The sequence below is a fragment of the Pseudomonas sp. SWRI50 genome, assembly GCF_014269095.1.
GTDB lineage: Bacteria > Pseudomonadota > Gammaproteobacteria > Pseudomonadales > Pseudomonadaceae > Aquipseudomonas > Aquipseudomonas kermanshahensis.
In genome coordinates this window covers 65868-91138 of the sequence record NZ_JABWRW010000021.1, presented here as the reverse complement: position 1 = coordinate 91138, position 25271 = coordinate 65868, and the positions used below count along the sequence as shown (strand labels likewise).

The window sequence follows — 25271 nt, the reverse complement described above, 5'->3', positions numbered from 1 at the left end:
TGACTATGCGCCGATTATGGGCGAAACGACCGGGTAGCGGCAAACCGGCTATGCTCGCTGGATGATGCCTTTCGCCGAACTCCACGACTTGCCTCGCCAGTTGCGCCGCCCTGCCGTGCGCGACCTGGCCTGGGCATTGCTGTCGCCCCCGCTGCTGAGCGCCCCGCCCTGCCCCCAGCGCCACCCGCTGGCCGGCAGCGCCTGGGCCGATGATCCGCAACGCCTGAAGGCCTGGCTGCTGGCCCTGGATGCCGACGAGCAAGCGCTGCGCGACAGGCTGGCGCGCCTGACCAGTCGGCGGCTGGGCCTGTACTACGAATGCCTCTGGCAGTTCGCCCTGGGCCAGGCGCCGGGCCTTGAGTTGCTGGCAGCAAACCTGGCGATTCGCGCAGGCGGGCAGACGTTGGGTGAGCTGGACATTCTGTTGCGGGATGACGAGGGGGTGCAGCATTTCGAGTTGGCCATCAAGTTTTACCTGGGGCCGACCCACAGCGATGGCCGAGACCCGACGCAGTGGCTTGGCCCAGGTTGCCATGACCGGCTGGGGATCAAACTGGCGCACCTGACTGGGCATCAATTGCCGATGTCCAGTGGCGCGCAGAGCCGCGCGGCCCTGGCCGGGCTTGGCGTGCAGCAGGTGCAGGCGCACCTGTGGCTGGCCGGTTACCTGTTCTACCCATGGCCTGGGCAGGCAGAACCGCCCGAGGGGGCCAACCCACTGCACCTGCGCGGGCGCTGGTTGCGGCGGCGGGATTGGTCGATGGCCACTGGCGAACGCTGGCAGCCTTTGCCCCGCGATGCCTGGTTGGCACCGGCGCGGGTCGAGGCGAATGAATGCTGGACGGCACTGCAGTTCGGGGCTTGGCTGCGGGGGCTAGATGAGCATGCGCCGGCGCAGATGCTGGTCAGGCTGGAGCAGGAAGCCGAGGGTGCCTGGCATGAAGTGGAGCGGGTGTTTTTGGTGGCTGATAGCTGGCCACTTTTGCCCACGCGATGATTCTGCCAGCGAAGAGGCCGGTACAAGCAACACAATTTTCACCGACCTGGAGCAAAGATTGGTTCCCTCAAGCGGATACAGTGACTACTGAGCGCCACCAAGAGCGCCACTTCAAGACCTGATGATGAGGATCAACCATGGTTTCATCCACCCCCACGCAACATTACGCGCGCCTGTCCATCGCCCTGCATTGGCTGATGCTGGTGCTACTGGCCGTCGTATACGCCTGCATCGAGTTTCGCGGCCTGTTCCCCAAGGACAGCGCCGAGCGCAATCTGATGAAGGACCTGCACTTCATGCTGGGCCTGACCGTGTTCGTGCTGGTCTGGCTGCGCCTGGCTGTGCGCCTGAGCCGCCCCACCCCGCCCATCCTGCCCAAGCCACCGGCCTGGCAGACCGGCCTTGCCCACCTGATGCACCTGGCGCTGTACCTGCTGATGATCGGCCTACCCCTCGCCGGCTGGCTGATTTTGAGTGCCGCCGACAAGCCAGTCCCCTTTTATGGGCTGGAACTGCCGCACCTCATCGGCGCGGACCCAGACCAGGCCAAATTCATCAAAGGCTGGCATGAACGCATCGGCAGCTGGGGTTACTGGCTGATCGGCCTGCATGCAGTGGCCGGGCTGTATCACCACTACGTGCAGCGCGACAACACGCTGCTGCGCATGCTGCCCTACAAATAACCGCGCCGGCCTTGCAGGCCACCGGTATGCAGCACGATCAGGCGGGTGCCGGGCGCGAACAGGCCGGCCTCGACCTGCTCGCGCAGCGCCAGCAGGGCCTTACCGGTGTAGAGCGCTTCTAGCGGCACGCCTGTGTGCCGCTCGCAAGCGTCGATGAACGCCAGCAGCTCGTCGTCGGTCCGAGCGAAACCGCCCCGGCAGGCATCATGCAGTTGATAGCCACTGCCGCCGGCCAGATCCATCACAACGTCCGGCACGCCGTGATCGCGGGGCACCGCCAGCGCGCCGTGCACGTCATGCGCGCCCGCCTCTGCCAGCACCAGGCCGGCCAACGTTGTACCGGTACCCACGGCCAGCCACCAGGCGCTGTAATCGTCCCAACCGATCTCGGCCAGTTGCGCGCGCGCCTGCGCGACGATCAACCCGCAACCCTGCGCGCCGGCCAAGCCGCCGCCGCCTTCGGGAATGCAGTGCCAACCGGGGTAGCGTGCCTGCCAGGGTTGCCAGAAACCCGCCTCATGACGGGCGCGGTAGCCGCCATAGCCGAGCCAATGCACGTGCATGCCCAACGCCTGCAGATCCCGCACCGTCGGCGTGTCCTGGGGGTGGCCACGCAGCAGGCCGGCCGTGGCGAAGCCGAAGCGCTTGCCGGCAGCGGCCAGGGCATGAAGGTGGTTGGAGTGGCTGCCGCCGAGGCTGATCAGGCCAGGGGCACCTGACTCATGGGCGTGCTGGAGGTGGTGGCGCAGCTTGAACCACTTGTTGCCGCTGATCAGGGGGTCGATCAAGTCCAAGCGCAGGATGGCGACTTCGACCTTGGCGTTTTGTAGCCAGGGCAGGTTCAGGGGGTGTAGAGGAGCCTGGGGCAGGTCGAGAAAATCGATAGACATGGATCGGGGCCTGAAGCGAAGGCTTCAGTTTATCAGTGAACATCGGGGGCCGCTTCGCGGCCCCCGGCTATCTCAAAGCTCGGCAGCCAACCGCGAGCCTTGGTTGATCGCCCGCTTGGCATCCAGCTCGGCCGCCACATCCGCGCCACCGATCAAGTGCACCGACTGGCCTGCGGCCAGCAAGCCTTCTTGCAGCTCTCGCAGCGGCTCCTGCCCGGCACAGATCACCACGTTGTCCACTGCCAGCAATTGCGGCTCACCGCCGCCGACCCGAATATGCAAGCCGGCATCATCGATACCCAGGTACTCCACGCCGTTGAGCATCTGCACCTGCTTGTTCTTCAGCCCCGTTCGGTGGATCCAGCCGGTGGTCTTGCCCAACCCGTCGCCGACCTTGGACTGCTTGCGCTGCAGCAGATACACCTGGCGTGCCGGCGCGTGCGGCGCAGCCTTGATGCCGGCCACACCCCCGCGGGCCTCGAGCTGGGTGTCGATGCCCCACTCTTTCCAGAACGCCTCGCGGTCCTGGCTGCTGGCCACGCCCTGGTGCACCAGGTATTCGGACACATCGAAACCGATGCCACCGGCGCCAATCACCGCGACCGCCTGGCCGACTGGCTTACGCTGGAGCAGCACGTCCAGGTAGCTGAGCACCTTGGCATGCTCGACCCCCGGGATCGCTGGCGTACGCGGCGCAATCCCGGTGGCCAGGATGACCTCGTCGAAGCCGCCGTCCACCAGCGCCTGTACATCGACGCGGGTGTTCAGGCGCAGGTCTACGCCAGTGCTGCTCAGCTTGTTACGGAAATAGCGCAGGGTCTCGAAGAACTCTTCCTTGCCCGGCACCCGCTTGGCCAAGTTGAACTGCCCGCCGATCTCGCCAGCGGCATCGAACAAGGTCACCTGGTGGCCCCGCTCGGCGGCCACGGTGGCGGCAGCCAGGCCGGCCGGGCCAGCACCGACAACGGCAATACGCTTCACGGTGCGCACAGGCAGGTAGTTGAGTTCGGTTTCGTGGCAGGCGCGCGGGTTGACCAGGCAACTGGTCAGCTTGCCGCCGAAGGTGTGGTCCAGGCAGGCTTGGTTGCAACCGATGCAGGTGTTGATCTCGTCAGCGCGCCCGGCAGCGGCCTTGTTGACGAAGTCCGGGTCGGCCAGGAACGGCCGGGCCATCGAAACCATGTCAGCATCGCCTTCGGCGAGCACCGCCTCGGCGACTTCCGGGGTGTTGATGCGGTTGGTGGTGATCAGCGGAATGCTCACGGTGCCACGCAGCTTGGCGGTGACCTTGCTGAACGCCGCCCGTGGCACTTTGGTGGCGATGGTTGGGATACGCGCTTCGTGCCAACCGATACCGGTGTTGATCAGGGTCGCCCCCGCCTGCTCGATGGCCTTGGCCAGCAGCTCGATTTCGTCCCAGGTGCTGCCCCCTTCGACCAGGTCCAGCATCGACAGGCGGAAGATGATGATGAAGTTCGGGCCCACCGCCTCACGCACACGGCTGACGATCTCGACGGCCAGGCGCATGCGGTTTTCATAGCTGCCCCCCCAGCGGTCGGTGCGGTGGTTGGTGTGGGCGGCCAGGAACTGGTTGATGAAGTAGCCTTCCGAACCCATGATCTCGACGCCGTCATAGCCGGCCCGCTGGGCCAGCGCGGCGCAATTGACGAAATCGGCGATCTGTTTCTCGATGCCTGCTTCGTCCAGTTCTTTGGGCTTGAACGGGTTGATCGGCGCCTGGATGGCGCTGGGCGCGACCTGGCGCGGGCTGTAGGCATAGCGCCCGGCATGGAGGATCTGCAGGCAGATCTTGCCGCCAGCGGCATGCACCGCCTCGGTCACGATGCGGTGCTTGTCGGCCTCTTCCTCGGTGCTGAGCTTGGCAGCGCCGGAATAGACGCCGCCTTCGTCATTCGGAGCGATACCGCCGGTGACCATCAGGCCGACGCCGCCACGGGCGCGCTCGGCAAAATAGGCCGCCATGCGCTCGAAGCCGCCGGGGCGTTCTTCAAGACCGGTGTGCATCGAACCCATCAGGGTGCGGTTGCGCAAGGTGGTGAAGCCCAGGTCGAGCGGTGCGAGCAGGTGCGGATAACGGTCGGCAGCCATGGAATGTCCCCCTGTGGCGTGATCACGGAATGCGGGTGCCTCGCCAGCTGGCGGGCCCCGTCGTTTATCTGCCACTGACATTAAACAGCTGTTTGAACAGTCTCAATGATCGAAACTGACAACTTATTGATCCTCCCGTACAGCAGGGCTACCCTAGACAACTCCAACTTCCAAGGCGCTGTACCGCTTCATGCAAAAACTTCTGGCAAGCGCCTTGGCGCTGGTGATGATAGCCGCCCTGTGCGGCTACGGCTTCTGGACCCAGCAGCGCCCGGAAGGCCATTACCTTTCCGACCTGCGCATCGAGCTGGCGCTCAATCATGGCGTGCCCGGTGAGCGAGGCAATTTGCTTGGCGTCGAACCGCTGCTCTACCCCAGTGACTACCAGAACCTGCAACGCCTGCACCGCAAGCTTTCGGCCTATTTGCAGCAGGCTCGCGTACAGGGGCTGGTCGGCCCACGCACGGTGGTGGTGCTGCCCGAGCACATCGGTACCTGGCTGTGGGCACGGGGTGAAAAGAACGAGCTGTACCAAGTCACGCAGAGCCGCGAGGCCTTGCAATGGCTGGAGCTGAGCAACCCGCTGCGCTATGGCCTGGCCATGCTGCGCGCCAACGCCGACGACTGGCGCAGCGATGCCCACCTGCGCATGAAGGCCGAGCAGATGGCCGCCGATTATCAGCAGTTGTTCGGTGGCCTGGCCAAGGAGTTTGGTGTCACCCTGGTGGCCGGCTCCATCGTGCTGCCGGCCCCCTATGTCAAACAAGGTGTGCTGCACGCCGGTAATGGCCCACTGTACAACAGCAGCGTGGTGTTTGCCGGCGACGGCTCGCTGCTGGGCCAGCCACAGCGTCAGCAGTACCCGGACAGCGAAACGCGCCGTTTCATCCATGATGGCCGCCAGCAACCGCTGCAAGTACTGCAAACCCCGGCCGGGCGCCTGGGCGTACTGGTCGGCAGTGACAGCTGGTACCCGGAAAACCACCAGCAACTGACACAACAATCCGTGCAATTGATCGCCAACCCGGTATTCCTCAGTGGCAAAGGCAGCTGGGAGGCGCCATGGCGTGGCAATCGCCATCAGGACGCGGCGGCGGAGCTCGCCCTCAAGCGTGGCGAAGTCAGCGAACAAAACGCCTGGCAACGCCTGACCCAGGCCGCTGGCGAAGACGTCAGCAGCATGAGCGTGTTCATGCGTGGGCAGTTCTGGGAGCAGGCCAGCGATGGCCAGGGCTTCGCCCATCAGTCGGGTCAACTGCTGGCGGGCAACCCCAGCCATGGCGCCCGCCTGCTGAACCTCTGGTTGTAACCCCGTGGCCCGCCCCCGCGTGCGCCTGGGTGATCTGTCGGTAGGGTTTGTCCAGCCACTGGCCGAGGCATTGCGCGTGCTGGGCCACGACCCTGCGCCCCTGCTGCAACGCTATGGCCTGGATGCGGCACGCCTGGCCGAAGCCGGAGCACGCCTGTCGATCCCGCGTTACATGCACCTTGGGCATGCCGCCATCGCGCTGTGCGCCGAGCCGGCCTTGGGCCTGCACATGGGCCGCCTCAGCCGTCTGGCGCATGCAGGCCTTGCGGGCATCACCGCAGCCCAGGCGCCCACCGTGGGCGAAGCGGCGCGCACCTTGTTGCGCTTCGAGCCGCTGTACGCTGCCAACTACCGGGGCCACTCGCGCTTCCAGGAAGATGCCCAAGGCGCCTGGCTGCGTTTTTATTCCATCAGCCCCTACAACACCTACAACCGCTTCGTGGTCGACTCCCTGCTCGCCGGCTGGCTGGCGCAACTGGGCGACCTGGCGGGGACTGTGCTGCAGGCCGAACGGCTTGAAATCGAATTTGCTGCGCCTCCCTATGCCGCCCAGTATCAGGCGCTGTGCAGCACCCCGGTGCAATTCGGCGCCGACGGCAATCAACTGCGCCTGAGCCGCGCCACCCTGCAGATGGCCAACCCGCAGCACTGCCCGAGCACCTGGCAGCACCTGCTGCAGCTTTGCGAAGCGGAGTTGCAACAGCGCACGCGGGTGCGCAGCCTCGGTGAACGCATCACGCACCTGCTCGGCCCGCTGCTCAATGGCGGCCGCGAACCGGACCTGGACGAAGTGGCGTTGAGCCTGCAACTGCCGACCTGGACATTGCGGCGCAAGCTGGCCGAAGAAGGAACGCGTTTTCGCGACGTGTTGAACGAGACACGGCGCGACCTGGCCGAAACCTACATCCGTGACACGGAGCTGGCTTTCGGCGAAATCGCTTATCTGTTGGGGTTTGCTTCGGCAGAGGCTTTCCAGCGCGCATTCAAGCGCTGGACCGGCCTCACGCCGGGGGAGTTTCGCCGCAGTCAGCGGCAGGCCGGCTAAAGCTCGGTGGCGTCGTCGGCGGGTTCCGGGGTGTCCAGTTCGTATGCCTGGAACTCGAGCAGCTCTTCCTGATATTCATCCATTGCCCTGCGTCCTCTTTTCTCATTTGTCTTCGTAGATGTCGCCTTCAACCTAAGCAGGTTGGGTGAAGGAATGATGACAAGCTCATGAGAAGTAAACGTAGCAGGAATCGACGGCGTTATCGCCGCCTGTCTGTAACAGGGAATGTGTCAGAGCGCCGCGGGTACCGGCTCTGCAGGCTGTGTCTCCTGTTGCACCTGGATAGGCGCAGGTTCGGCGGGCGGCGCTACAGGCTGTGACCCCTGGCTGTCATTTGCCGCTGGCGCTGCTGGCACTTCGCTGGCGGGGGCAATGGCGGCAGGAGGCGCTGGGGTGGGTTCAGCCGCGGGCGTTACAGGAGCGGCCACAGGCGCTGCAGCCGCCTGCTCCGGCAACCCCAGGTCGACCGCTGGTTTTTCAACCTTGGGGGCGGGCGCCTCAGGCTCGACTTTGGCCTTAGCCTTACTGGCTTTTTTCGGCTTCGGCAGATAGCTCTCTACCAGTGCGAAGTAACGGTCGTAGAACTGCGCCGCCGTCACCGTCTCACTGGCGACCTTGACCATCGAGTCATCACTGGAGCCTATCGGCATGGACACAGAACCCAGCACGCCCACGCCAAGGCTGGCGGAAGTGTTGGATTTCTTCAGGCTGTAGCGGTCCTGCAGGGCGTTGGCGAACATGGTCGAGCGCTGCTCGTCGCTCACGTCGGGTGCGCAGGTAACGTTGAAGCTGATCTGAAGGTGGTTTTCGCTGTTCTGCTGAAAGCTCTTGTTGCCGGTCACCTGGTTGGCACCGCTGCTGGTAATGATGTAACCCTGGCTGAGCAAGGCGCGGCGAGCGGCCTCGCAGGAGCCGGCATCGGTCACCGGGAAGCTGCGCGAGAAGGTGCCCGAGTCATCGAAGTTCTCATGTTCGTAGATGGCAGCTTTTTTTGAGGAACAACCGGTCACGCCCGCCAGCACCAGGGCCAGCCCGAGCGCACCAAAGACGGATGATCTGGTCATTGCGAATTCCGGGTAAGTCGAGAAGGTGCCTATTGTGCATCACTGCGCACGGGCACTGAAACCGTTCATCCGTGAAGAGTCTGTCAGCTTCGTGTAAATGTGGGCTGGCGGGGCGTGAAAACGAAAAAAGCGACCCTAAGGTCGCTTTTCACGTTGCTTCGAGGCGTTCAAGCGGCCTCGAGGCGAAGATGGCGCAGCGGACGGGACTCGAACCCGCGACCCCCGGCGTGACAGGCCGGTATTCTAACCGACTGAACTACCGCTGCGTATCGCTTGGGCTTGCGCCCAGTTGAAACCTGTTGCCTGCTTACCGGCCAAGGGCACAGTGAAGTCAGGAACAAAAAAAGCGACACGTTGATCGCTCTTTTTGTTGCTTCGAAGCGTTCAAGGGGCTTCGAAGCTAAGATGGCGCAGCGGACGGGACTCGAACCCGCGACCCCCGGCGTGACAGGCCGGTATTCTAACCGACTGAACTACCGCTGCGTATCGTTCAGGCTTGCGCCCGATTGAAACTGGGATCGACCTCAGGCATATTTGCCTTTCGATCTCAGACCGGTGCAAGGCACCCATCTGTTACTAAAAAGTGGCGCAGCGGACGGGACTCGAACCCGCGACCCCCGGCGTGACAGGCCGGTATTCTAACCGACTGAACTACCGCTGCGCATAGTGACTTACGTCGTGGCTTATCAGGCCTTGTTCCTCTCTGGCTATCTGCTTCTTTCGAAGCTTCCTGCACCAGGAACGCTCAGGAAGTGGTGGGTGATGACGGGATCGAACCGCCGACCCTCTGCTTGTAAGGCAGATGCTCTCCCGGCTGAGCTAATCACCCCCGCGATGTTGCTTGTTGCGTTTGCTTCGCTGAGGCCGCGAAATTTACGCAGGTACCGATGCTAAGTCAATACCCCCATTGAATTTTTTTTCAAAAAGGGCAAAAAAGAGGTTTGCCGGTGTGAGGCCAACGGATCAATGCTGCCTTCACTGTAGGAGCAGCCTTGTGCTGCGAAGAGGCCGATGAAAGCACCGATGATTCAGCATGAGCTCACTGCCCTCTTCGCAGCATAAGGCTACCCCTGCACCAAGCGGTCGCGCGATGAATAATCGCTGGAAACAAAAAGGGGACCTTTCGGTCCCCTTCTTAACATCTGACAGCTCAGGTGTAGATCATCTTGCGGGTCATGCCGCCATCGACCACGAACTCCTGGCCGGTGACGAAAGCCGCTTGGCGCGACAACAGCCAGGCCACCATGGCCGCCACGTCTTCCACCGTCCCTACCCTGCCCGTCGGGTGCTGGGCATGGTCGGCATCGGTCAACGGTTCGGCACGGCGCTGGGAAGGGTCTCGTGCATCGATCCAGCCCGGGCTCACCGCATTGACGCGGATCTCCGGGCCCAGGCTCATGGCCAGGGCATGGGTCAACGCAACCAGGCCGCCCTTGCTTGCCGCATAGGCTTCGGTGTCCGGTTCGGACTGCCGTGCCCGGGTCGAGGTCAGGTTGACGATCGCCCCGTTATGCGCACGCAGGTAAGGTGCGCAATGCTTGGCCAGCAGCATCGGGCCATTGAGGTTGACCGCCAGTACGCGGTTCCATTGCGCCAGGCTAAGGCTTTCCAGCGTCTGGTTGTGCGGGTTGGCGATCGCCGCATTGCACACCAGCGCGTCGAGCCGACCGAACTGCCCCAGTACCTCGGACACCCCGGCACTGACCTGCGCCTCGTCGGCAACGTCCATGGTGATGAACCAGGCGTTGTCACCCAACGCCTTGGCCACCTTGGCCCCGCGTGGGCGGTCAAGGTCGCTGAGCACCACCTGCCAGCCTTCGCAGATCAACCAGGCGGCAATCCCCAGGCCGATGCCGCGAGCGGCACCAGTCACCAAGGCTACCCGGCCGTTATGGCCTGGCTTACTGCCGCTGATTTCAATCACAGTGCCGCCAACCCACGCGCGAGGTCTGCCTGCAGGTCGGCCACATCTTCAAGGCCCACGGCGACGCGGACCAGGCTGTCGCGGATACCCGCTGCCTCACGTTCCTGCGGCGACAAGCGGCCGTGGGAGGTGGTGGCAGGGTGCGCGATGGTGGTCTTGCTGTCACCCAGGTTGGTGGTGATCGAGATGACCCGCGTGGCATCGATGAAGCGCCAGGCGCCCTCTTTGCCGCCCTTGACCTCGAAGCTGACCACCGCACCAAAGCCGCTCATCTGGCGCTTGGCCAGTTCGTGCTGCGGGTGGCTTGGCAGGCCGGCGTAATGCACTTTCTCGATGCCGTCCTGCTGCTCCAGCCACTCAGCCAGTTGCTGAGCGCTCTCGCAGTGCGCACGCATGCGTAGCTTGAGCGTTTCCAGGCCTTTGGTGAAGATCCACGCATTGAACGGGCTGAGGGTCGGGCCTGCTGTACGCAGGAAGCCCACCACTTCTTTCATCTGCTCACTGCGCCCAGCCACCACACCGCCCATGCAACGGCCTTGGCCATCGATGAACTTGGTTGCCGAGTGGAACACAATGTCGGCACCCAGCTTGAGCGGCTGCTGCAGTGCCGGGGTGCTGAAGCAGTTGTCCACCACCAGCATGGCGCCACGCGCGTGGGCGACTTCGCTGAGAGCAGTGATATCGACCAGCTCGGCCAGCGGGTTGGACGGCGACTCGACGATCAGCAGCTTGGTATTGGCCTTGATGGCCTTTTCCCAACCCGACAGGTCGACCAGCGGCACGTAGTCCACCTCGACGCCGAAGCGCTTGAAGTATTTCTCGAACAGGCTGATGGTCGAGCCAAATACGCTCTGCGACACCAGCACATGGTCACCGGCGCTGCACAGCGACATGACCACGGCAAGGATCGCCGCCATACCGGTGGACGTCGCCACTGCCTGCTCGGCGCCCTCCATGGCCGCCAGGCGTTCCTCGAAGGCACGCACAGTCGGGTTGGTGTAGCGCGAGTAGACGTTACCTGGCGTTTCGCCAGCAAAACGTGCAGCCGCATCGGCAGCCGTACGGAAAACATAGCTGGAGGTCAGGAACAGCGCTTCGCTGTGCTCGGCCTCTGGTGTACGGTTTTGCCCGGCGCGCACCGCCAGGGTGTCGAAGCCGACACCCTCGAGGTCACTGTCCAGTCGTCCGGCATCCCATTGATCCGTCATGCCGTCGCTCCCTAATCAGTTGTTGTAGAGGTCGATGATCGCGCTGACCGCCTGGGTCTTCACCTTCGCCAGGTCGTTACGGGCCTGCTCGATACGATCAAGGTAGGCTGCGTCGATGTCGCCGGTGACGTATTCACCATTGAACACTGCGCAATCGAAGTGCTCGATCTTGATCTTGCCGCCACCGACCGATTCGATCAGGTCCGGCAGGTCCTGGTAAATCAGCCAGTCGGCGCCGATCAACTCGGCCACCTGTTCGGTGGTGCGGTTGTGGGCGATCAGTTCGTGAGCGCTCGGCATGTCGATGCCGTAGACGTTGGGGTAGCGCACCGCAGGGGCTGCGGAGCAGAAGTAGACGTTCTTGGCGCCGGCTTCGCGGGCCATCTGGATGATCTGCTTGCAGGTGGTGCCGCGCACGATCGAGTCGTCCACCAGCATCACGTTCTTGCCGCGGAATTCCAGCTCGATGGCGTTGAGCTTCTGGCGTACCGATTTCTTGCGCGCAGCCTGGCCGGGCATGATGAAGGTACGGCCGATGTAGCGGTTCTTGACGAAGCCTTCGCGGAACTTGACGCCCAGGTGGTTGGCCAGTTCCAGCGCCGCAGTGCGGCTGGTGTCCGGGATTGGGATGACCACGTCGATGTTGTGCTCAGGGCGTTCACGCTGGATCTTCTCGGCCAGCTTTTCGCCCATGCGCAGGCGCGCCTTGTACACCGAGACGCCATCCATGATCGAGTCCGGACGGGCGAGGTAGACGTGTTCGAAGATGCACGGCTGCAGTTTCGGGTTTTGTGCACACTGCTTGGTGTACAGCTGGCCTTCTTCGGTGATGTACACCGCTTCGCCCGGCGCCAGGTCGCGGATCAGGGTGAAGCCGAGCACGTCCAGGGCGACGCTTTCGGAGGCGATCATGTACTCCACACCTTCGTCGGTGTGACGCTGGCCGAACACCACCGGGCGAATACCGTTCGGGTCACGGAAACCGACGATGCCATAACCGGTGACCATGGCCACCACCGCATAACCACCTACGCAGCGGCTGTGCACGTGGGAAACCGCAGCGAACACGTCTTCTTCGGTCGGCTGCAGCTTGCCGCGTACGGCCAGCTCGTGGGCGAACACGTTCAGCAGCACTTCCGAGTCGGAATTGGTGTTGACGTGGCGCAGGTCGGACTCGTAGATCTCCTTGGCCAACTGCTCGACGTTGGTCAGGTTGCCGTTGTGCGCCAGGGTGATGCCGTACGGCGAGTTGACGTAGAACGGCTGGGCCTCGGCCGAGGTCGAGCTGCCCGCCGTTGGGTAGCGCACGTGGCCGATACCCATGTGGCCGACCAGCCGCTGCATGTGGCGCTGCTGGAAGACATCGCGCACCAGGCCATTATCCTTGCGCAGGAATAACCGGCCGTCATGGCTGGTCACGATACCGGCAGCGTCCTGGCCGCGGTGCTGGAGGACCGTAAGCGCGTCATACAGCGCCTGATTGACGTTCGACTTACCGACGATACCGACGATGCCACACATGCGACGCAACCCCTACTTTGACGAAACTTGAGTGAATAGCGCTCAGGGCTTTGCCGGCCCGAGCAACTGTTCCTTGAACGGGAGATCAGCCGGTGTGCTGATCACCCCACTGGACATCCACTGGCTGGTGAAACCCAGAATCAGGTTTTTCGACCAGTCAGCGACCAAGAGAAATTGTGGTATCAGGCGTGATTCCTGCCACCAAGTGTCTTGTTGAACCGGCCCCAGGCTAAGCAGCCCGATGGCCACTACCACCAGCAAGGCCCCGCGCGCGGCGCCGAAAGCCATGCCGAGGAAACGATCGGTACCCGACAGCCCGGTCACGCGGATCAGCTCGCCGACAAGGAAGTTGACCATGGCCCCCACCAGCAGGGTGGCGACGAAAAGAATGGCGCAGCCTGCGATGATGCGCATCGATGGCGTCTGGATGTAGCTTTCAAGATACACCGAGAGCGAGCCACCGAACATCCAGGCAACCGCACCGGCAATGATCCAGATGAGCAAGGACAAGGCTTCCTTGACGAAGCCGCGCTTGAGACTGATCAGTGTGGAGACGGCGATGATCGCGATGATCGCCCAATCAACCCAGGTAAATGCCACGGTGCTGCCTGCAGACGTTTGAGGCGGCGCATTTTACCAGAGCGGCGGGCTGGGGGTAAGCGGAATGTCGGGCCGATTAACAACTGCGCGATACTTGTAGGAGCGGCCTTTCGCGACGCAAGGCCGCTCCTACAAAGAGGCAGCGCTATCAGCCGCGCTCGGGCTGGAAGCGCACCACAAAGCCTTTGAGGCTGTGCTTGCGGTTGATTGCATCACGTACGCGCTCGGCCTCGGCGCGCTCGATCAGTGGCCCGACATACACCCGGTTCATACCACCCGCCGAGCGGATGTAGGCGTTGTAGCCCTGGCTTCGCAACGTCTGCTGCAGGCTTTCAGCCCCGGCACGATTGGAAAGGCTGGCCAGTTGGATAGACCAACTGACCGGCAACCCATTCACGTCGATCTTAGACGGCGCTGCCGGCTTGGCGGCGGCAACGGCAGGCGCAGGCGTGGCGGCCGGTGTGGCTTCAACCTTGGGCGCTGGCGGCTTGGCAGCCTGGGCCTGCGTTTGCGTCTGCGGGGATGGCGTAATCGGTTGGCTAGGCGTGCTGGCTGGCGCGGTAGACTCGTCAACCACCACCGGTGGCTGCTGCGGCTCTTCCGGAAGGACCTGCGGCTCCGGCACGGCGACCGGCTCCACTTGCACCTCTGGCAGGCTCGGCATGGCCGGCGCCTGCGGGGCCTCGACACGCACCTGGCGCATCTCGTCCTCGCGGGTGAACAGCATCGGCAGGAAGATCACCGCCAGCGCCACCAGCACCAACGCACCTACCATGCGCTGTTTCATCCCTTTATCCAGCACTGCCATCTACTCAACCCTCCGGGGCCTGCCGCGCCAACCACTCCAGGGCCTGGGCGACACAGAAAAACGAACCGAACAGCAGGACCTGATCATCCGCCGTCGCCTGCGCGCATTGCCCTTCGAGGGCCGCGTCGACGCTGGCATAAGACTTCACTGCGGCGCCGAGGTTCGTCAAGGCGTCAGCCAGTTCTGCGGCCGGACGGCTGCGCGGCGTGTCCAGCGGTGCGACCGCCCAGTCGTCGACCAGCGCCTGCAAAGGCTCGACAACGCCCGGCAGGTCCTTGTCGGCCAGCAGGCCGAACACTGCCAGGCGGCGCCCCTTGACCGGCCTTACCGCCAGACGCCGTGCCAGGTACGCCGCAGCATGCGGGTTATGGCCGACATCCAGCAACAGCTCCACACGCTTGCCCTGCCAGCGCACTTCACGGCGATCGAGGCGACCGGTGATACGGGTATCGAGCAGCGCCTGGCGCAGTTGACCGACATCCCAGGGCAGGCCCATCAACAGGTAGGCCTGTAGGGCCAGGGTGGCGTTTTCCATGGGCAGGTCTAGCAACGGCAGATCGCGCAATGCTACCAGCGCACCTTCGGCCGTGGTCCCACGCCAGTGCCAGCTGTCGCCTGTGCTTTCCAGGTCGAAGTCACGCCCACGCAAGAACAACGGCGCCGCCAGCTCATGGGCCTTGTCCAGCAAGGGCTGCGGCGGGTCAAGGTCGCCACACAGCGCCGGCTTGCCAGCGCGGAAGATGCCGGCCTTTTCGAAAGCGACAAGCTCACGCGTATCACCCAGGTAATCGACATGGTCGACGCCGATGCTGGTCACCAGCGCCAGGTCGGCATCCACCACGTTCACGGTGTCCAGACGGCCACCGAGCCCCACTTCGAGCACCACGGCATCCAGCTTGGACTGATAGAACAACCAGAACGCCGCCAGGGTGCCCATCTCGAAATAGGTCAGGGAAATGTCGCCTCGCGCCGCCTCGACGGCGGCGAAGGCTTCGCACAGGCGCTCATCACTGGCCTCTTGGCCATCGATGAGCACCCGCTCGTTGTAACGCAACAGGTGTGGCGAGCTGTACACGCCCACCTTGAGCCCCTGGGCACGCAGCATCGCGGCGACGAAGGCGCAGGTGGAACCCTTGCCATTGGTGCCAGTGACGGTCACCACGCGCGGCGCCAACTTGCCCAGCGCCAGGCGGGAAAGCACGTTCTGCGAACGCTCCAGCCCCATGTCGATGGCCGAAGGGTGCAACTGCTCGAGGTAGGCGAGCCATTCGCCCAGGGATCGTTGTTTCATCACGCGACCGCAGCCGCCTCACGTGCCTGCTCCGGGGTTTCCTGGCCGGTCATCTGCGCCAGCAGACGGGCCAGGCGCGGGCGCAGTTCGCCACGGGAGATGATCAGGTCGATAGCGCCGTGTTCCAGCAGGAACTCGCTGCGCTGGAAGCCTTCTGGCAGCTTCTCACGTACGGTCTGCTCGATCACGCGCGGGCCGGCAAAACCGATCAGTGCCTTGGGCTCGCCGACGATGACGTCGCCCAGCATCGCCAGGCTGGCGGAAACGCCGCCGTAGACCGGGTCGGTCAGCACGGAGATGAACGGAATGCCTTCTTCACGCAGGCGCGCCAGCACAGCCGAGGTCTTGGCCATCTGCATCAGCGAGATCAGCGCTTCCTGCATACGTGCGCCACCGGAGGCCGAGAAACAGACCATTGGGCAGCGGTTTTCCAAGGCGTAGTTGGCGGCGCGAACGAAACGCTCACCGACGATGGCACCCATGGAGCCGCCCATGAAGGAGAATTCGAACGCGCTGACCACGATCGGCATGCCCATCAGGGTACCGCTCATGGAGATCAGCGCGTCTTTTTCGCCGGTCTGCTTCTGCGCACCGGTGAGGCGGTCCTTGTACTTCTTGCCATCGCGGAATTTCAGGCGGTCGACCGGCTCCAGCTCGGCGCCCAGCTCAGCACGGCCTTCGGCGTCGAGGAAGATGTCGATACGCGCACGTGCGCCGATGCGCATGTGGTGGTTGCACTTAGGGCAGACATCGAGGGTCTTTTCCAGCTCCGGACGATACAGCACGGCCTCGCAAGCCGGGCACTTGTGCCACAGGCCTTCAGGCACCGAGCTCTTCTTCACCTCGGAACGCATGATCGAAGGGATCAGTTTGTCGACTAACCAGTTGCTCATGCTTTCTTTCTCCAGTATCGGCGGGCGGGGGCCGGCGTAACCGGCCTGCCCTGCCCTTGAGCTCAAAATCTTTTATGAAACGATGATGGCACGGCCGCCGGGGCTTCCGGCGCGCCGCGCCACCGTTAATGTGTTGTTCGCCCACCGTATCGGCGGGCGCCCCGCAGGGGCTGCGATAGCTATGGACGATGGTGCGCCGCCAACCGTCACATCCACCGTCACGCCTGTTTCACCGCACGCATGAAGGCTTCGATCTTTGCCGCATCCTTGATGCCCTTGGCCTGCTCCACCCCGCCGCTGACATCCACCGCATAAGGCCTGACCTGGGCAATGGCCCGGCCGACATTCTGCGCGTCCAGGCCACCGGCCAGGATGATCGGCTTGCTCAGGCGCGCCGGCACCAGCGACCAGTCAAAGGCTTCACCCGTGCCCCCGGGCACGCCGGGCACATAGGTGTCCAGCAAGATACCGCGGGCGCCAGCATAAAGCCGGCAGGCCGCTTCCAGATCATCACCCGGGCGCACGCGCAGGGCCTTGATCCAGGGGCGATGGAAGCCTTCACAGTCTTGCGGGGTTTCGTCGCCGTGGAACTGTAGCAGGTCCAGGGGAACCACTTCGAGGATCTCGTTCAGCTCGCAACGCGAGGCGTTGACGAACAACCCGACGGTGGTCACGAACGGCGGCAGCTCGGCAATGATCGCGCGCGCCTGGCGCACGTCCACGGCACGCGGGCTCTTGGCGTAGAAGACGAAGCCGATGGCATCGGCCCCCGCCTCGGCGGCAGCCAGCGCGTCTTCGATGCGGGTAATCCCGCAGATCTTGCTGCGAACGTTGCTCATGGACTGCGAACCCTGCTGTTTCGGTGAAGGCCGGATGTTAGCAAAAGGCTTTTGGCCCGTCAGTCTGCCAATGCCTCGTAGCCGGTCAAAAAGTGTGGGCCGATGTAACGCTGGGGCAATTGGAAGGCTTCGGGGTATTCCACTTGCACCAGGTACAAACCGTACGGGTGTGCCGTCACCCCACCCTCGCGGCGGTTGCGCCCTTCCAGTACTTCCCGCGCCCAGGTGGCGGGCCGCTCACCCGCGCCGATGGTCATCAACACACCGGCGATGTTACGCACCATGTGGTGCAGGAACGCCGTGGCGCGCACGTCCAGCACGATCATCTGGCCATGGCGGGTGACGCGCAGGTGATGGATGTGTTTGATCGGCGACTTGGCTTGGCACTGGCTGGCGCGGAAGGCGCTGAAGTCATGGGTACCGAGCAGGAACTCGGCGGCTTCGGCCATGCGCTCGACATCCAGCGGGCGGTGGTTCCAGGTCACCTCCTCGGCCAGGTGCGCGGGGCGGATCGGGTCGTTGTAGATGACGTAGCGGTAACGCCGGGCGGTGGCCTTGAAGCGGGCATGGAAGTCCGCCGGCATCGGGCGCGACCAGACCACACTGATGTCGTGGGGCAGGTTGAAATTGGTGCCCAGGGTCCAGGCGCGCTCATCGCGGATGGCGCGCGTGTCGAAGTGCACGATTTGCCCGCAACCGTGAACCCCGGCATCAGTACGCCCGGCACAGATCACGGAAATCGGCTCGTTCGCGACTTTCGACAACGCCTGCTCGAGGGCTTGCTGGACGCTGGGCACGCCGCTGGCCTGGCGCTGCCAGCCGCGGTAGCGCGAGCCCTTGTATTCCACGCCCAGGGCGATGCGGGAGTAGCCTTCAGCCGCAGATTCGGCGGTGGTGTCGATGATGTCCAAAAGCATGAAACCTGTGGTGATTACGCAATGGCGGGATTATAACGACAACGGCAGCCCTGTTGGGCTGCCGTTGGGGGTGGTTACATCTGTTTAGCCGCGAGACCTCAGAACGGGGCTCAGACCAACCGAGACAACAGGTCCTCGGCTTCCTGACGCTGCGTCCCGTCGCCGTCCTTGACGACTTCATCGAGGATGTCACGGGCGCCCTGGTGGTCGCCCATGTCGATGTAGGCGCGCGCCAGGTCGAGCTTGGTGGCGACTTCATCACTGCCAGAGAAGAAGTCGAAGTCCAAGTCGTCCAGCGGCTCGGGCTCGGGCTGCTCAACGGCGTCTTCAGCGGTGAAGTGCGGTTCCAGCGAAGGCGACTCGAGGTTCTGGGACAGCTTGTCCAGCTCCGCGTTGACGTCATCCAGCTCCGAAGCAAAGCTCTTGGCAGCCGGCGAGTCATCCTCCAGCGACAGCGAAAGGTCGAAGTCCGACGGCAGGTCCAGTTCGGTGGTCGGGTCAAACGCCGGCACGCTGTCGAAGGCTGCCAGCTCGTCGGCAACGTCTACCGGCGTCTGTTCGGCGACAGCCGGGGCTACGGGCTCCCTGACGTCGAGGTCGAAATCATCCAGATCGGCAACGGGCTGCGGCTCGGCCTGCGCCAGCATCGCCTCGAAATCAGCATCGGCATCGGCTGCGACGTCTGTTTCAGCGTCTTTTTCAGCGTCAGCTTGCAGCTCAGCCTCCACGGCAGCGGGCTGTTCCTCTACCTGCACTTCGTCCAGCACTGGCTCGTCGAGCAGCGGCGCTGCCAACGGGTCTTCCTCGGGCAGGTCTTCACCCAGACTCAGGTCGAAGTCACTGTCCAGATCCGACGCATCAAGCGCTGGAACTTCGCTGATGGCCTCGACCTCAGGCTCAACGATGTCGTCCAGCGCTTGCTCTGCGACGAAATCGGGCTCCGACAGCACCTCTGGCTCGGCCTCTGACGCGCCCTCGGGCACGATGTCTTCAACCACCGGCGCCTCAGGCTGGTCCTGCAGCAGGCCCTGCACGTACTGCTCATCCATCTCGGCAGCCAACGCTGCCGCACCCAAACCGGCGGCGGCCAGCCCCAGCATGGCTGGGAAACGGCCTTTGAGTTCGTCAACCTGAGCAACATTCTGCTCAGTCGCTGGCAGCACACGCTCCTGCTCGACGAACGCACTGTGATCACCCTGACGGGCATACACTTCCATCAGCTTCAGGCGCAGTACGTCACGCTCAGGCGCTGCGGCAAGGGCCGTCTCAAGCAGCTCGGCGGCATGGTTCAGGCGGCCGCTTTGCAGGCTTTGCTCGACTTCCGCCAACAGGGCGGCCGTCGTGTCTGGCTGCGGCGCTGGCTCGGCGAGCGCGACCGCGGGCTTTTCTGCAGCAGTGGCGGCAGCAGCAGACGCCGCGACCACCGCTGGCGACAGCGTTACGCTCGGCGCAGAGACCTCCAGGCCTTCAAAGCTGTCGGCATCGATATCCAGGCCCGCACCCTGCTCTTCCTCAGCCAAGGCCCGCGCCATGCGCAGGTGTTTCTCGGCTTCTTCCTGGGCCTTGCGCTTGCGCATCAACAGCACCAGCAGCAGCAACAGCACGAGGAACGCAGACCCTGCAATCAGCCACAGCAGCAACGGGTTGCCAAGCACGCCGTCAGCGCGCGGCTGGGCGTCAGGCACACTGGCCGGCGCAGTATCGACGGCCGCCGGTGCAGGTTTTACGTCCGGCTCGGCGTTAGCTGCCGGATTGGCCGGCGCAGGCTCGCCTGGCAGCGCAGCGGCGACTGGCGCCTCACCTGCTGCGCCCTGGGCTTCAAGCCGGGCCAACTGGTCGTTTTTCAGTGCGATCAGACGCTGCAGCTTGTCCAGTTGGCTCTGCAGGTCCGCCATGCGGCTCTTGAGCTCATCGTTGTCACGACGGCTGGTATCGAGGCTTTCCTGGGCCACGGCCAGTTTGTCGTTCAGGCCTTTGGCCGGCGCAGCACCTGCCTGGTTGCCGGGGCTGACCAGGCGCAGGTTGTCACCCTGGGCAATGCGCTCTGGCGCGGCCTCGGCGGCACCGCGGCGGGTGGCGTCGAGCTGACGGGCACGCGGCCCCAGGCGCCGGCCTTCACGCCAGGCCGCATACTGCTCGGCCACGTCGCGAACCGCCTCGCCCTGAGCAATGGCCTGGATTTGTTGCTGGTCGGGCAGGCGCAGTACCTGGCCCACCTTCAACTGGTTGATGTTGTTGCCAATGAAGGCGTCCGGGTTCAGCGCCTGGATCGCAATCATGGTCTGCTGAATCGAGCCGCCCTGGCTGTTGCGCGCAGCAATCTGCCACAGGGTGTCGCGGCGCTGAGTGGTGTAGCTGCTGGCACCCGTCACTGCGGGTGCAACATTGCCTGGCGCAGGCTGCTTGCCCTGGGCCTTGGCCTGGTCGAGCAGGACGCTGTAGTCACGCAGCAGTCGCCCCTGCGGCCACATCACCTGCACCAGAAACTTGACCACAGACCCCGGCAGCGGCTGGCTGGAGGTGACGCGCAGCACGCTCTTGCCGTTGGGGTTGATCACCGGCGTGAATGTCAGGTCTTCGAGGTAAGTCGCAAAGGTTACCCCCGCCTTGCTGAACTCTTCCGGCGGCGCCAGGCTGGGCGCCACTTCGGCGGCAGTGAGGTCGCGCACGTCGAGCAATTCGATCTCGGCGTCCAGCGGCTGATTCTGTGCCGACTTGAGGGTCAGCTCCCCCAAGCCCAACGCATTGGCCATGCCCGACGACAGCGCCGAGGCAGCCGCCATGGCCAGAACCAGTTTGCGAATTCGAAGCATGACCTCTTCCCTTGTATGAATCGTCCCGAAACCTGCATGCAGAGCAGGACAAAAGTGCTCGCAGTATCTTTTACAGCCTGTGTTTAATCAACAATTGCGCCACTTGCACAGCATTGAGCGCGGCGCCTTTGCGCAGGTTGTCGGTGGTCAGCCAGAGGTTGAGCTGCTGGTCGTCATCGACACCATGGCGTACACGTCCAACATAGACCACGTCTTGGCCCACTGCGTCACCTACCGGCGTCGGATAATCGTCTCGCTCGACCAGCTCGACGCTGTCGGCACTCTCCAACGCAGCATTGACTGCCACCAGGTCTACCGGTTTACGGCTTTGCACCGCCACACTGAAGCTATCGCCGAAAAACACCGGGACTTGAATGCAGGTCACGGAAATCTTCAGCTCGGGCTGCCCCAGCAACTCGCGCAGCTCGCTGACAAGACGCCGCTCAAGGCCAGCATGGCCTTGTTCGTCAACCGCACCCACCTGGGCCAGCAGGTTGAACGCCACCTGGCGGTCGAAGAAGCGCGGCTCCAACGGGCGAGCATTGAGCAGCTCGGCGGTTTGACGGGCCAGTTCGTTGACCGCTTCGCGGCCTTGGGCAGAGACCGCCAGGTTGGCCATGACCTGCACCCGTTCGATGTCCAGCAGGCCTTTCAGTGGTGCCAGCGCGACAACCAGGGCAACGGCTGCAGAGCCAGGGCTGGCCAAGCGCGCAGGCAGCTTAAGGTTGGCGATGCTGTCAGCATTGGCTTCCGGCACCACGGCGAGGGCGTCGTCAAGGCCGCCGGACAGGTCGATGACCGTGCAGCCCGCCTGCTGGGCTTTGTTGGCGAAACTGCGGCTGACGGCAGGGCTGGCAGCGAAGAAGGCCAGCTTGACCTGGGCGAAATCGAAACTGTCGACTTCACGCACCTTGATCGTTTTGCCTGCGAACATCACGCTGCTGCCCGCCGACTCCATGCTGGCCAGCAGGTGCAGGGTCGCGACCGGAAATGCCAGCTCTTCGAGGATCTGTACGAGGGTTTCACCGACGCTACCGGTGGCGCCGACGACGGCGATGTCCAGAGGTTGGGTCATGGAGGGGATCCTTTTGCTGAAACGGCGGGGGGCGGCACTTTACTCGGATTATGGAACAACGAACACCCTCAATACGCCAGCCCCTCTGCGACCGACAGACGAACATCAGGCCGGTGAGAACGACAGGCGCTACCTGACATTTTTGCCAGTTTCGGGATTTCTCGATCGCCACCACTCTCGCATGACGTCTGTTCATCAAGGGACACGTTATGCGCCCACTACTGGTAACAACACTTTTGTCCTGTTTGGCCACTAGCGCCTGCGCACCTCAGGATTACGACCCGACTAACTTCGCGGATGCGCCGAGGAATGATCTGCAGGGCACTCTGGGGGGGCAGGTAGATTTTGCCCAAACGCATGTGGTAGCGGCGACTCGCAGAATCTTCGACCCTTTTCTGGTGCCGCACAAAGCGGCCTTGGTCCTGTTCAGGCCCAACAAGCCCGTCACTGACGTTGAGATGATCATAACGCGGCAGGGCCGCACCACCACCGTACGCATGGATCGCCCGGAAGCGCTTCCAGGCACTGCGGTATATGACCAGACGGACACCTTCTCTGGAAAGACCATTGAAGGCAGCTACCCGAAGTTCAGGGAAAACACGTTCACCTATCAGATACCCTGGAACCTGTTCACCGCTGATGCACGCATCAGTTTTCAGCAAGCTGGCAACCCGAACAATAAAGGCTCACTACCCACCTACAAATTCGTGTTCATGACCCCTGAAAGCGAGGGGCTGACGCTGATGAACATCAAGGGCTGCATCTTCAAGGATGAGTCGACGTGCAGGGATACCCTCGAACAGTTCGACGGTGAGTACAACCCCACTGCCGCGCGTATTGCAGCACGGGAAATGCTCTCCGAACTGCCCACTCAACGCCTTCACCTAGGGACCGGCAAAGCCTACTGGCCACGCATCATTGCCATGGGCCCCGACCAAAAGCCGCATGTTTACGACAAAACGAATGGCATGGAGTGGGCTGCGTTCGGCGACAAGACGTTACCGGCCAAAGTGGGCATGGGCCACTACTGGCGCGCGGCTTCGAACCTGGGCGACAAGAAAGCGGGATACCCTGTGGCCATTACGGGGCAATTGCTTGACACGCCAAACGGCATGCCTCCATTGCCGCCAGGCGTAGCCGCCAGCTGTGGAGGTAACAGCTGTAATTACCCTTACTTCCCCGATGGCTTCTGGCATGAAACAGGCCACGCCTTTGGCCTCCCCCACGATACACCCCCACGCTACGAAGACTGGTCGTATAGGGCGTATGACAATGTCTTTCTGCCACACACACATCCTGACCCACACCGCTACAGTCTCCCGGTAGACTATTTGGGCTTGCACTACTTCGGCCAGGTTGTTGGATCACTCTCCGCCCCTCCTTGGGCTTCCGGTCCCGCTTCGGCGCCCTTGATTGACGAGTTCGAAAAACTGGGCCTGAAATCGACAGAAGGCGCCAGTTGGAAGCGCTATATTTCTCCCTATAACCACCAGCAGACGCTGCGTGTACAACAGCGCTTCGGACGGCTGCCGGACGGCGCAAAGTACGCTGATGTGTTTGACGACCACCGCCCGCCCGCCATTGGCGTCACTGCCGTTGCCGCCAAGGAAGACAAAGGCCTTGCGGTGACTGCCCCCTCTCACGGCCTCCCTGACTCAGGCATTCAGCAACCTGCCGCCCTACCGTCGTTGCTTTCGCCCGAATCAAATCAAGTCCCTATTGAAACTGCAGTGCCGGTCCATACCTTGGTGGCGACCTTTTCAGACCCGTCCCACAACCGGGACGGCATCAACCAAATCTATCCGGCCATTTTGAGCAACTATGGGAATGTCTTCAGGCCTGCACAGTTATCTGCCAGTTCTGCGACCCGCCCACAGCGCAGCGCAAGCTATTCCGTATTGATGACGACAACCTCGCAATGCCTCGCCTCGGAGAACGACCTGCTGGTATTGAAAGCTTGCGATGACGAATCGGCTCAATTAACCATAGAAACCGTACCCCCTAATAACGCAGCGGAAGCGCCACTCGCACCGATTGTCATCGTGCGTAACAGGGAGGGAAAATGCCTGGAGTTCAATTTTCACTTTCGCAGTTGCGTCAACGCCGAACGACAAGTTCGCTGGCGCGGCCGCATAGACCTCACGAATCATTCTCGCCTGCTGAAGCTGCAAGAAAGCAACACAGGCAAATTCATTACCCCCACTGGCCCCCGCGACCTGGACTTGCTCCCCAATAGCAGCGATAACGAATTGCAACATTTCATGCCAGGCGACGATCACAACCCGCACAGTTATCGGGTCGATATTCATTACGCCAGCGGCGCCATCGAAACACACCCACTCTACGCCGGCCCCATCGCGAAAGACACGTTGAAAACGGCCGTTTTCAATGTCAACTCCCAGCGTAAACCTGTCAAAGCGGTGCTCAAGGTGGATAACGCCGTCGTTTATGAGCGACAGCTGGAAGATAACCGCCTTCCCCTGGTCATTAGCATGGGGGCTGAGCACGGCGAGCAGATAAATCAGGTCTGGGAGCCGCTATATCTGTATTCAAAAGAACGAAACGCCTGCCTAACAGCCACCGATCAAGGTTTGAAACTTGCGACCTGCAATGCGGACGCAATTTGGCGCCTCCCACCCAAGAATGTGTTCCCCCATCAGTTCGACGCATACGAGCCAGTCGACCTCTCGGGCCGTTGCATCAACGCCCGTTTAGCAACTGGCGAATGCCATTTCCCGCGCAAAGATACCGTTTGGTGGACACGCCAAGACCTGACCCAGACCCCGTCTGACATCTATCTACAGGAACTGACTACCGGAAAGTTCATCACCGCCAGCCAAAGTAACAGCACCCCAGTGCTTGCCCCGCTGACCTACAGCCCAGGCCAACGTTTCCAGAAACAAGCGCTAGTGAAGCTCACAGTGGTGCATAAAAATCGCTGCATGATAACTTCGGGCGAAACAGTAGCAATGTCGACCTGCGAGCCCAATCCCCTGAAAAGTTGGTACTGGATCAGCACGACCAACATACCAGGTGAAGGTAACGAGATCGCACTTATGAACGGCGCAGGTCAATGCCTGAACGACGAGTTGAAGCTTCAGGGGTGCGCGCAACCGCGTGCGGACAGACTCACCTGGTTAATGCTACGCGCGCAGCTCTACACGATTCGACTTCAGAACAAGAAGACTGGTCAATTCCTGGATGTAGGGCAGGATGGTACGGTTTCGCTTAAACCCTTGGGGGGTGACTCTCAGTTCTTTAGCTACGGACCTGACCAGCCGTGAT

Annotated in this window: 19 protein-coding genes and 4 tRNA genes; 5 read left to right on the top strand and 18 right to left on the bottom strand. The window is 62.8% G+C overall.

Annotation, left to right across the window (positions count from 1 at the left end; all coding sequences use genetic code 11):
* Window positions 1-61 precede the first annotated feature (61 nt).
* Entirely contained in the window at window positions 62-997 is a 936-nt protein-coding gene (locus tag HU750_RS20550; RefSeq protein ID WP_186682048.1) for a DUF1853 family protein, read from the top strand.
* 137 nt (window positions 998-1134) lie between these two features.
* Window positions 1135-1680, top strand: a complete 546-nt coding sequence (gene cybB / locus HU750_RS20545) for a cytochrome b561 (RefSeq protein WP_099453335.1) — start codon at window positions 1135-1137, stop codon at window positions 1678-1680.
* Here the strand turns inward: cybB and HU750_RS20540 are convergent.
* Both HU750_RS20540 and HU750_RS20535 read right to left on the bottom strand, forming a co-directional pair.
* On the bottom strand, window positions 1671-2564 hold the full coding sequence (locus HU750_RS20540; RefSeq protein ID WP_186682070.1) for a pyridoxal-phosphate dependent enzyme: 894 nt from the start codon (window positions 2562-2564) through the stop codon (window positions 1671-1673). The two genes, cybB and HU750_RS20540, sit on opposite strands and share 10 nt — an antisense overlap.
* 78 nt (window positions 2565-2642) lie before the next feature.
* Window positions 2643-4679 (bottom strand): NADPH-dependent 2,4-dienoyl-CoA reductase, encoded by a 2037-nt coding sequence (locus HU750_RS20535; RefSeq protein ID WP_186682046.1) that lies wholly within the window; start codon window positions 4677-4679, stop codon window positions 2643-2645.
* Between the two features lie 190 nt (window positions 4680-4869).
* Here HU750_RS20535 and HU750_RS20530 point away from each other — a divergent pair, with 190 nt between their 5' ends.
* Window positions 4870-5988 carry a nitrilase-related carbon-nitrogen hydrolase gene (locus HU750_RS20530; RefSeq protein WP_186682044.1) on the top strand — a complete coding sequence of 373 codons (1119 nt, stop codon included), beginning with the start codon at window positions 4870-4872 and terminating at the stop codon, window positions 5986-5988.
* Between the two features lie 4 nt (window positions 5989-5992).
* Window positions 5993-7033, top strand: coding sequence for an AraC family transcriptional regulator (locus HU750_RS20525; protein ID WP_027596716.1), 1041 nt, complete (start codon window positions 5993-5995; stop codon window positions 7031-7033).
* A gap of 230 nt (window positions 7034-7263) precedes the next feature.
* On the opposite strand, the gene HU750_RS20520 is transcribed toward HU750_RS20525, so the two are convergent.
* From HU750_RS20520 to HU750_RS20445, 16 genes are all read right to left on the bottom strand, one after another.
* Complete coding sequence (locus HU750_RS20520; protein WP_186682042.1) at window positions 7264-8097, bottom strand: DUF2242 domain-containing protein; 834 nt, start codon at window positions 8095-8097, stop codon at window positions 7264-7266.
* A 189-nt stretch (window positions 8098-8286) separates the two neighbouring features.
* Window positions 8287-8363: transfer RNA gene (locus HU750_RS20515), tRNA-Asp, on the bottom strand.
* A gap of 140 nt (window positions 8364-8503) precedes the next feature.
* Window positions 8504-8580: transfer RNA gene (locus tag HU750_RS20510), tRNA-Asp, on the bottom strand.
* A 101-nt stretch (window positions 8581-8681) separates the two neighbouring features.
* Window positions 8682-8758 (bottom strand) — tRNA-Asp (locus tag HU750_RS20505).
* A 92-nt stretch (window positions 8759-8850) separates the two neighbouring features.
* Window positions 8851-8926: transfer RNA gene (locus HU750_RS20500), tRNA-Val, on the bottom strand.
* Window positions 8927-9247: 321 nt separating this feature from the next.
* The gene (locus HU750_RS20495) at window positions 9248-10021 is read right to left on the bottom strand and encodes an SDR family oxidoreductase (RefSeq protein WP_027596718.1); all 774 of its coding nucleotides are present in this window, start codon (window positions 10019-10021) and stop codon (window positions 9248-9250) included.
* Complete coding sequence (locus HU750_RS20490; protein WP_085273675.1) at window positions 10018-11229, bottom strand: O-succinylhomoserine sulfhydrylase; 1212 nt, start codon at window positions 11227-11229, stop codon at window positions 10018-10020. Before HU750_RS20490 ends, HU750_RS20495 begins: the two co-directional genes overlap by 4 nt.
* A gap of 15 nt (window positions 11230-11244) precedes the next feature.
* Window positions 11245-12750, bottom strand: a complete 1506-nt coding sequence (purF, locus tag HU750_RS20485) for an amidophosphoribosyltransferase (RefSeq protein WP_027596720.1) — start codon at window positions 12748-12750, stop codon at window positions 11245-11247.
* Window positions 12751-12792: 42 nt separating this feature from the next.
* On the bottom strand, window positions 12793-13350 hold the full coding sequence (locus HU750_RS20480) for a CvpA family protein (RefSeq protein WP_012313468.1): 558 nt from the start codon (window positions 13348-13350) through the stop codon (window positions 12793-12795).
* Window positions 13351-13498: 148 nt separating this feature from the next.
* Window positions 13499-14158: an SPOR domain-containing protein gene (locus HU750_RS20475; RefSeq protein ID WP_099453330.1), complete on the bottom strand. Its 660-nt coding sequence runs from the start codon at window positions 14156-14158 to the stop codon at window positions 13499-13501.
* A gap of 4 nt (window positions 14159-14162) precedes the next feature.
* Entirely contained in the window at window positions 14163-15449 is a 1287-nt protein-coding gene (gene folC / locus HU750_RS20470) for a bifunctional tetrahydrofolate synthase/dihydrofolate synthase (protein WP_186682040.1), read from the bottom strand.
* Entirely contained in the window at window positions 15449-16342 is an 894-nt protein-coding gene (accD, locus tag HU750_RS20465; protein ID WP_027596723.1) for an acetyl-CoA carboxylase, carboxyltransferase subunit beta, read from the bottom strand. The genes folC and accD overlap by 1 nt, the downstream gene beginning before the upstream one ends.
* A gap of 218 nt (window positions 16343-16560) precedes the next feature.
* The gene (locus tag HU750_RS20460) at window positions 16561-17181 is read right to left on the bottom strand and encodes a phosphoribosylanthranilate isomerase (protein ID WP_099453328.1); all 621 of its coding nucleotides are present in this window, start codon (window positions 17179-17181) and stop codon (window positions 16561-16563) included.
* Window positions 17182-17240: 59 nt separating this feature from the next.
* Entirely contained in the window at window positions 17241-18098 is an 858-nt protein-coding gene (gene truA / locus HU750_RS20455) for a tRNA pseudouridine(38-40) synthase TruA (protein ID WP_099453327.1), read from the bottom strand.
* A 110-nt stretch (window positions 18099-18208) separates the two neighbouring features.
* The gene (locus tag HU750_RS20450) at window positions 18209-20911 is read right to left on the bottom strand and encodes a motility hub landmark protein FimV (RefSeq protein ID WP_186682038.1); all 2703 of its coding nucleotides are present in this window, start codon (window positions 20909-20911) and stop codon (window positions 18209-18211) included.
* 70 nt (window positions 20912-20981) lie between these two features.
* Window positions 20982-21986, bottom strand: coding sequence for an aspartate-semialdehyde dehydrogenase (locus HU750_RS20445; RefSeq protein ID WP_186682036.1), 1005 nt, complete (start codon window positions 21984-21986; stop codon window positions 20982-20984).
* Window positions 21987-22195: 209 nt separating this feature from the next.
* Between HU750_RS20445 and HU750_RS20440 the strand changes: the two genes are divergently transcribed.
* Window positions 22196-25270, top strand: a complete 3075-nt coding sequence (locus HU750_RS20440; RefSeq protein WP_186682034.1) for a TagA domain-containing protein — start codon at window positions 22196-22198, stop codon at window positions 25268-25270.
* Window position 25271: the final 1 nt, after the last annotated feature.

What these genes read in the sequence shown, in the direction of transcription:
- HU750_RS20445 (WP_186682036.1), bottom strand. Translation starts at nt 21,986, where the DNA reads ATGACCCAACCTCTGGACATCGCCGTCGTCGGCGCCACCGGTAGCGTC.
- accD (WP_027596723.1), bottom strand. Translation starts at nt 16,342, where the DNA reads ATGAGCAACTGGTTAGTCGACAAACTGATCCCTTCGATCATGCGTTCC.
- HU750_RS20535 (WP_186682046.1), bottom strand. Translation starts at nt 4,679, where the DNA reads ATGGCTGCCGACCGTTATCCGCACCTGCTCGCACCGCTCGACCTGGGC.
- HU750_RS20475 (WP_099453330.1), bottom strand. Translation starts at nt 14,158, where the DNA reads ATGGCAGTGCTGGATAAAGGGATGAAACAGCGCATGGTAGGTGCGTTG.
- HU750_RS20520 (WP_186682042.1), bottom strand. Translation starts at nt 8,097, where the DNA reads ATGACCAGATCATCCGTCTTTGGTGCGCTCGGGCTGGCCCTGGTGCTG.
- HU750_RS20550 (WP_186682048.1), top strand. Translation starts at nt 62, where the DNA reads ATGATGCCTTTCGCCGAACTCCACGACTTGCCTCGCCAGTTGCGCCGC.
- HU750_RS20450 (WP_186682038.1), bottom strand. Translation starts at nt 20,911, where the DNA reads ATGCTTCGAATTCGCAAACTGGTTCTGGCCATGGCGGCTGCCTCGGCG.
- cybB (WP_099453335.1), top strand. Translation starts at nt 1,135, where the DNA reads ATGGTTTCATCCACCCCCACGCAACATTACGCGCGCCTGTCCATCGCC.
- HU750_RS20460 (WP_099453328.1), bottom strand. Translation starts at nt 17,181, where the DNA reads ATGAGCAACGTTCGCAGCAAGATCTGCGGGATTACCCGCATCGAAGAC.
- folC (WP_186682040.1), bottom strand. Translation starts at nt 15,449, where the DNA reads ATGAAACAACGATCCCTGGGCGAATGGCTCGCCTACCTCGAGCAGTTG.
- HU750_RS20440 (WP_186682034.1), top strand. Translation starts at nt 22,196, where the DNA reads ATGCGCCCACTACTGGTAACAACACTTTTGTCCTGTTTGGCCACTAGC.
- HU750_RS20530 (WP_186682044.1), top strand. Translation starts at nt 4,870, where the DNA reads ATGCAAAAACTTCTGGCAAGCGCCTTGGCGCTGGTGATGATAGCCGCC.
- purF (WP_027596720.1), bottom strand. Translation starts at nt 12,750, where the DNA reads ATGTGTGGCATCGTCGGTATCGTCGGTAAGTCGAACGTCAATCAGGCG.
- HU750_RS20490 (WP_085273675.1), bottom strand. Translation starts at nt 11,229, where the DNA reads ATGACGGATCAATGGGATGCCGGACGACTGGACAGTGACCTCGAGGGT.
- truA (WP_099453327.1), bottom strand. Translation starts at nt 18,098, where the DNA reads ATGCTTTTGGACATCATCGACACCACCGCCGAATCTGCGGCTGAAGGC.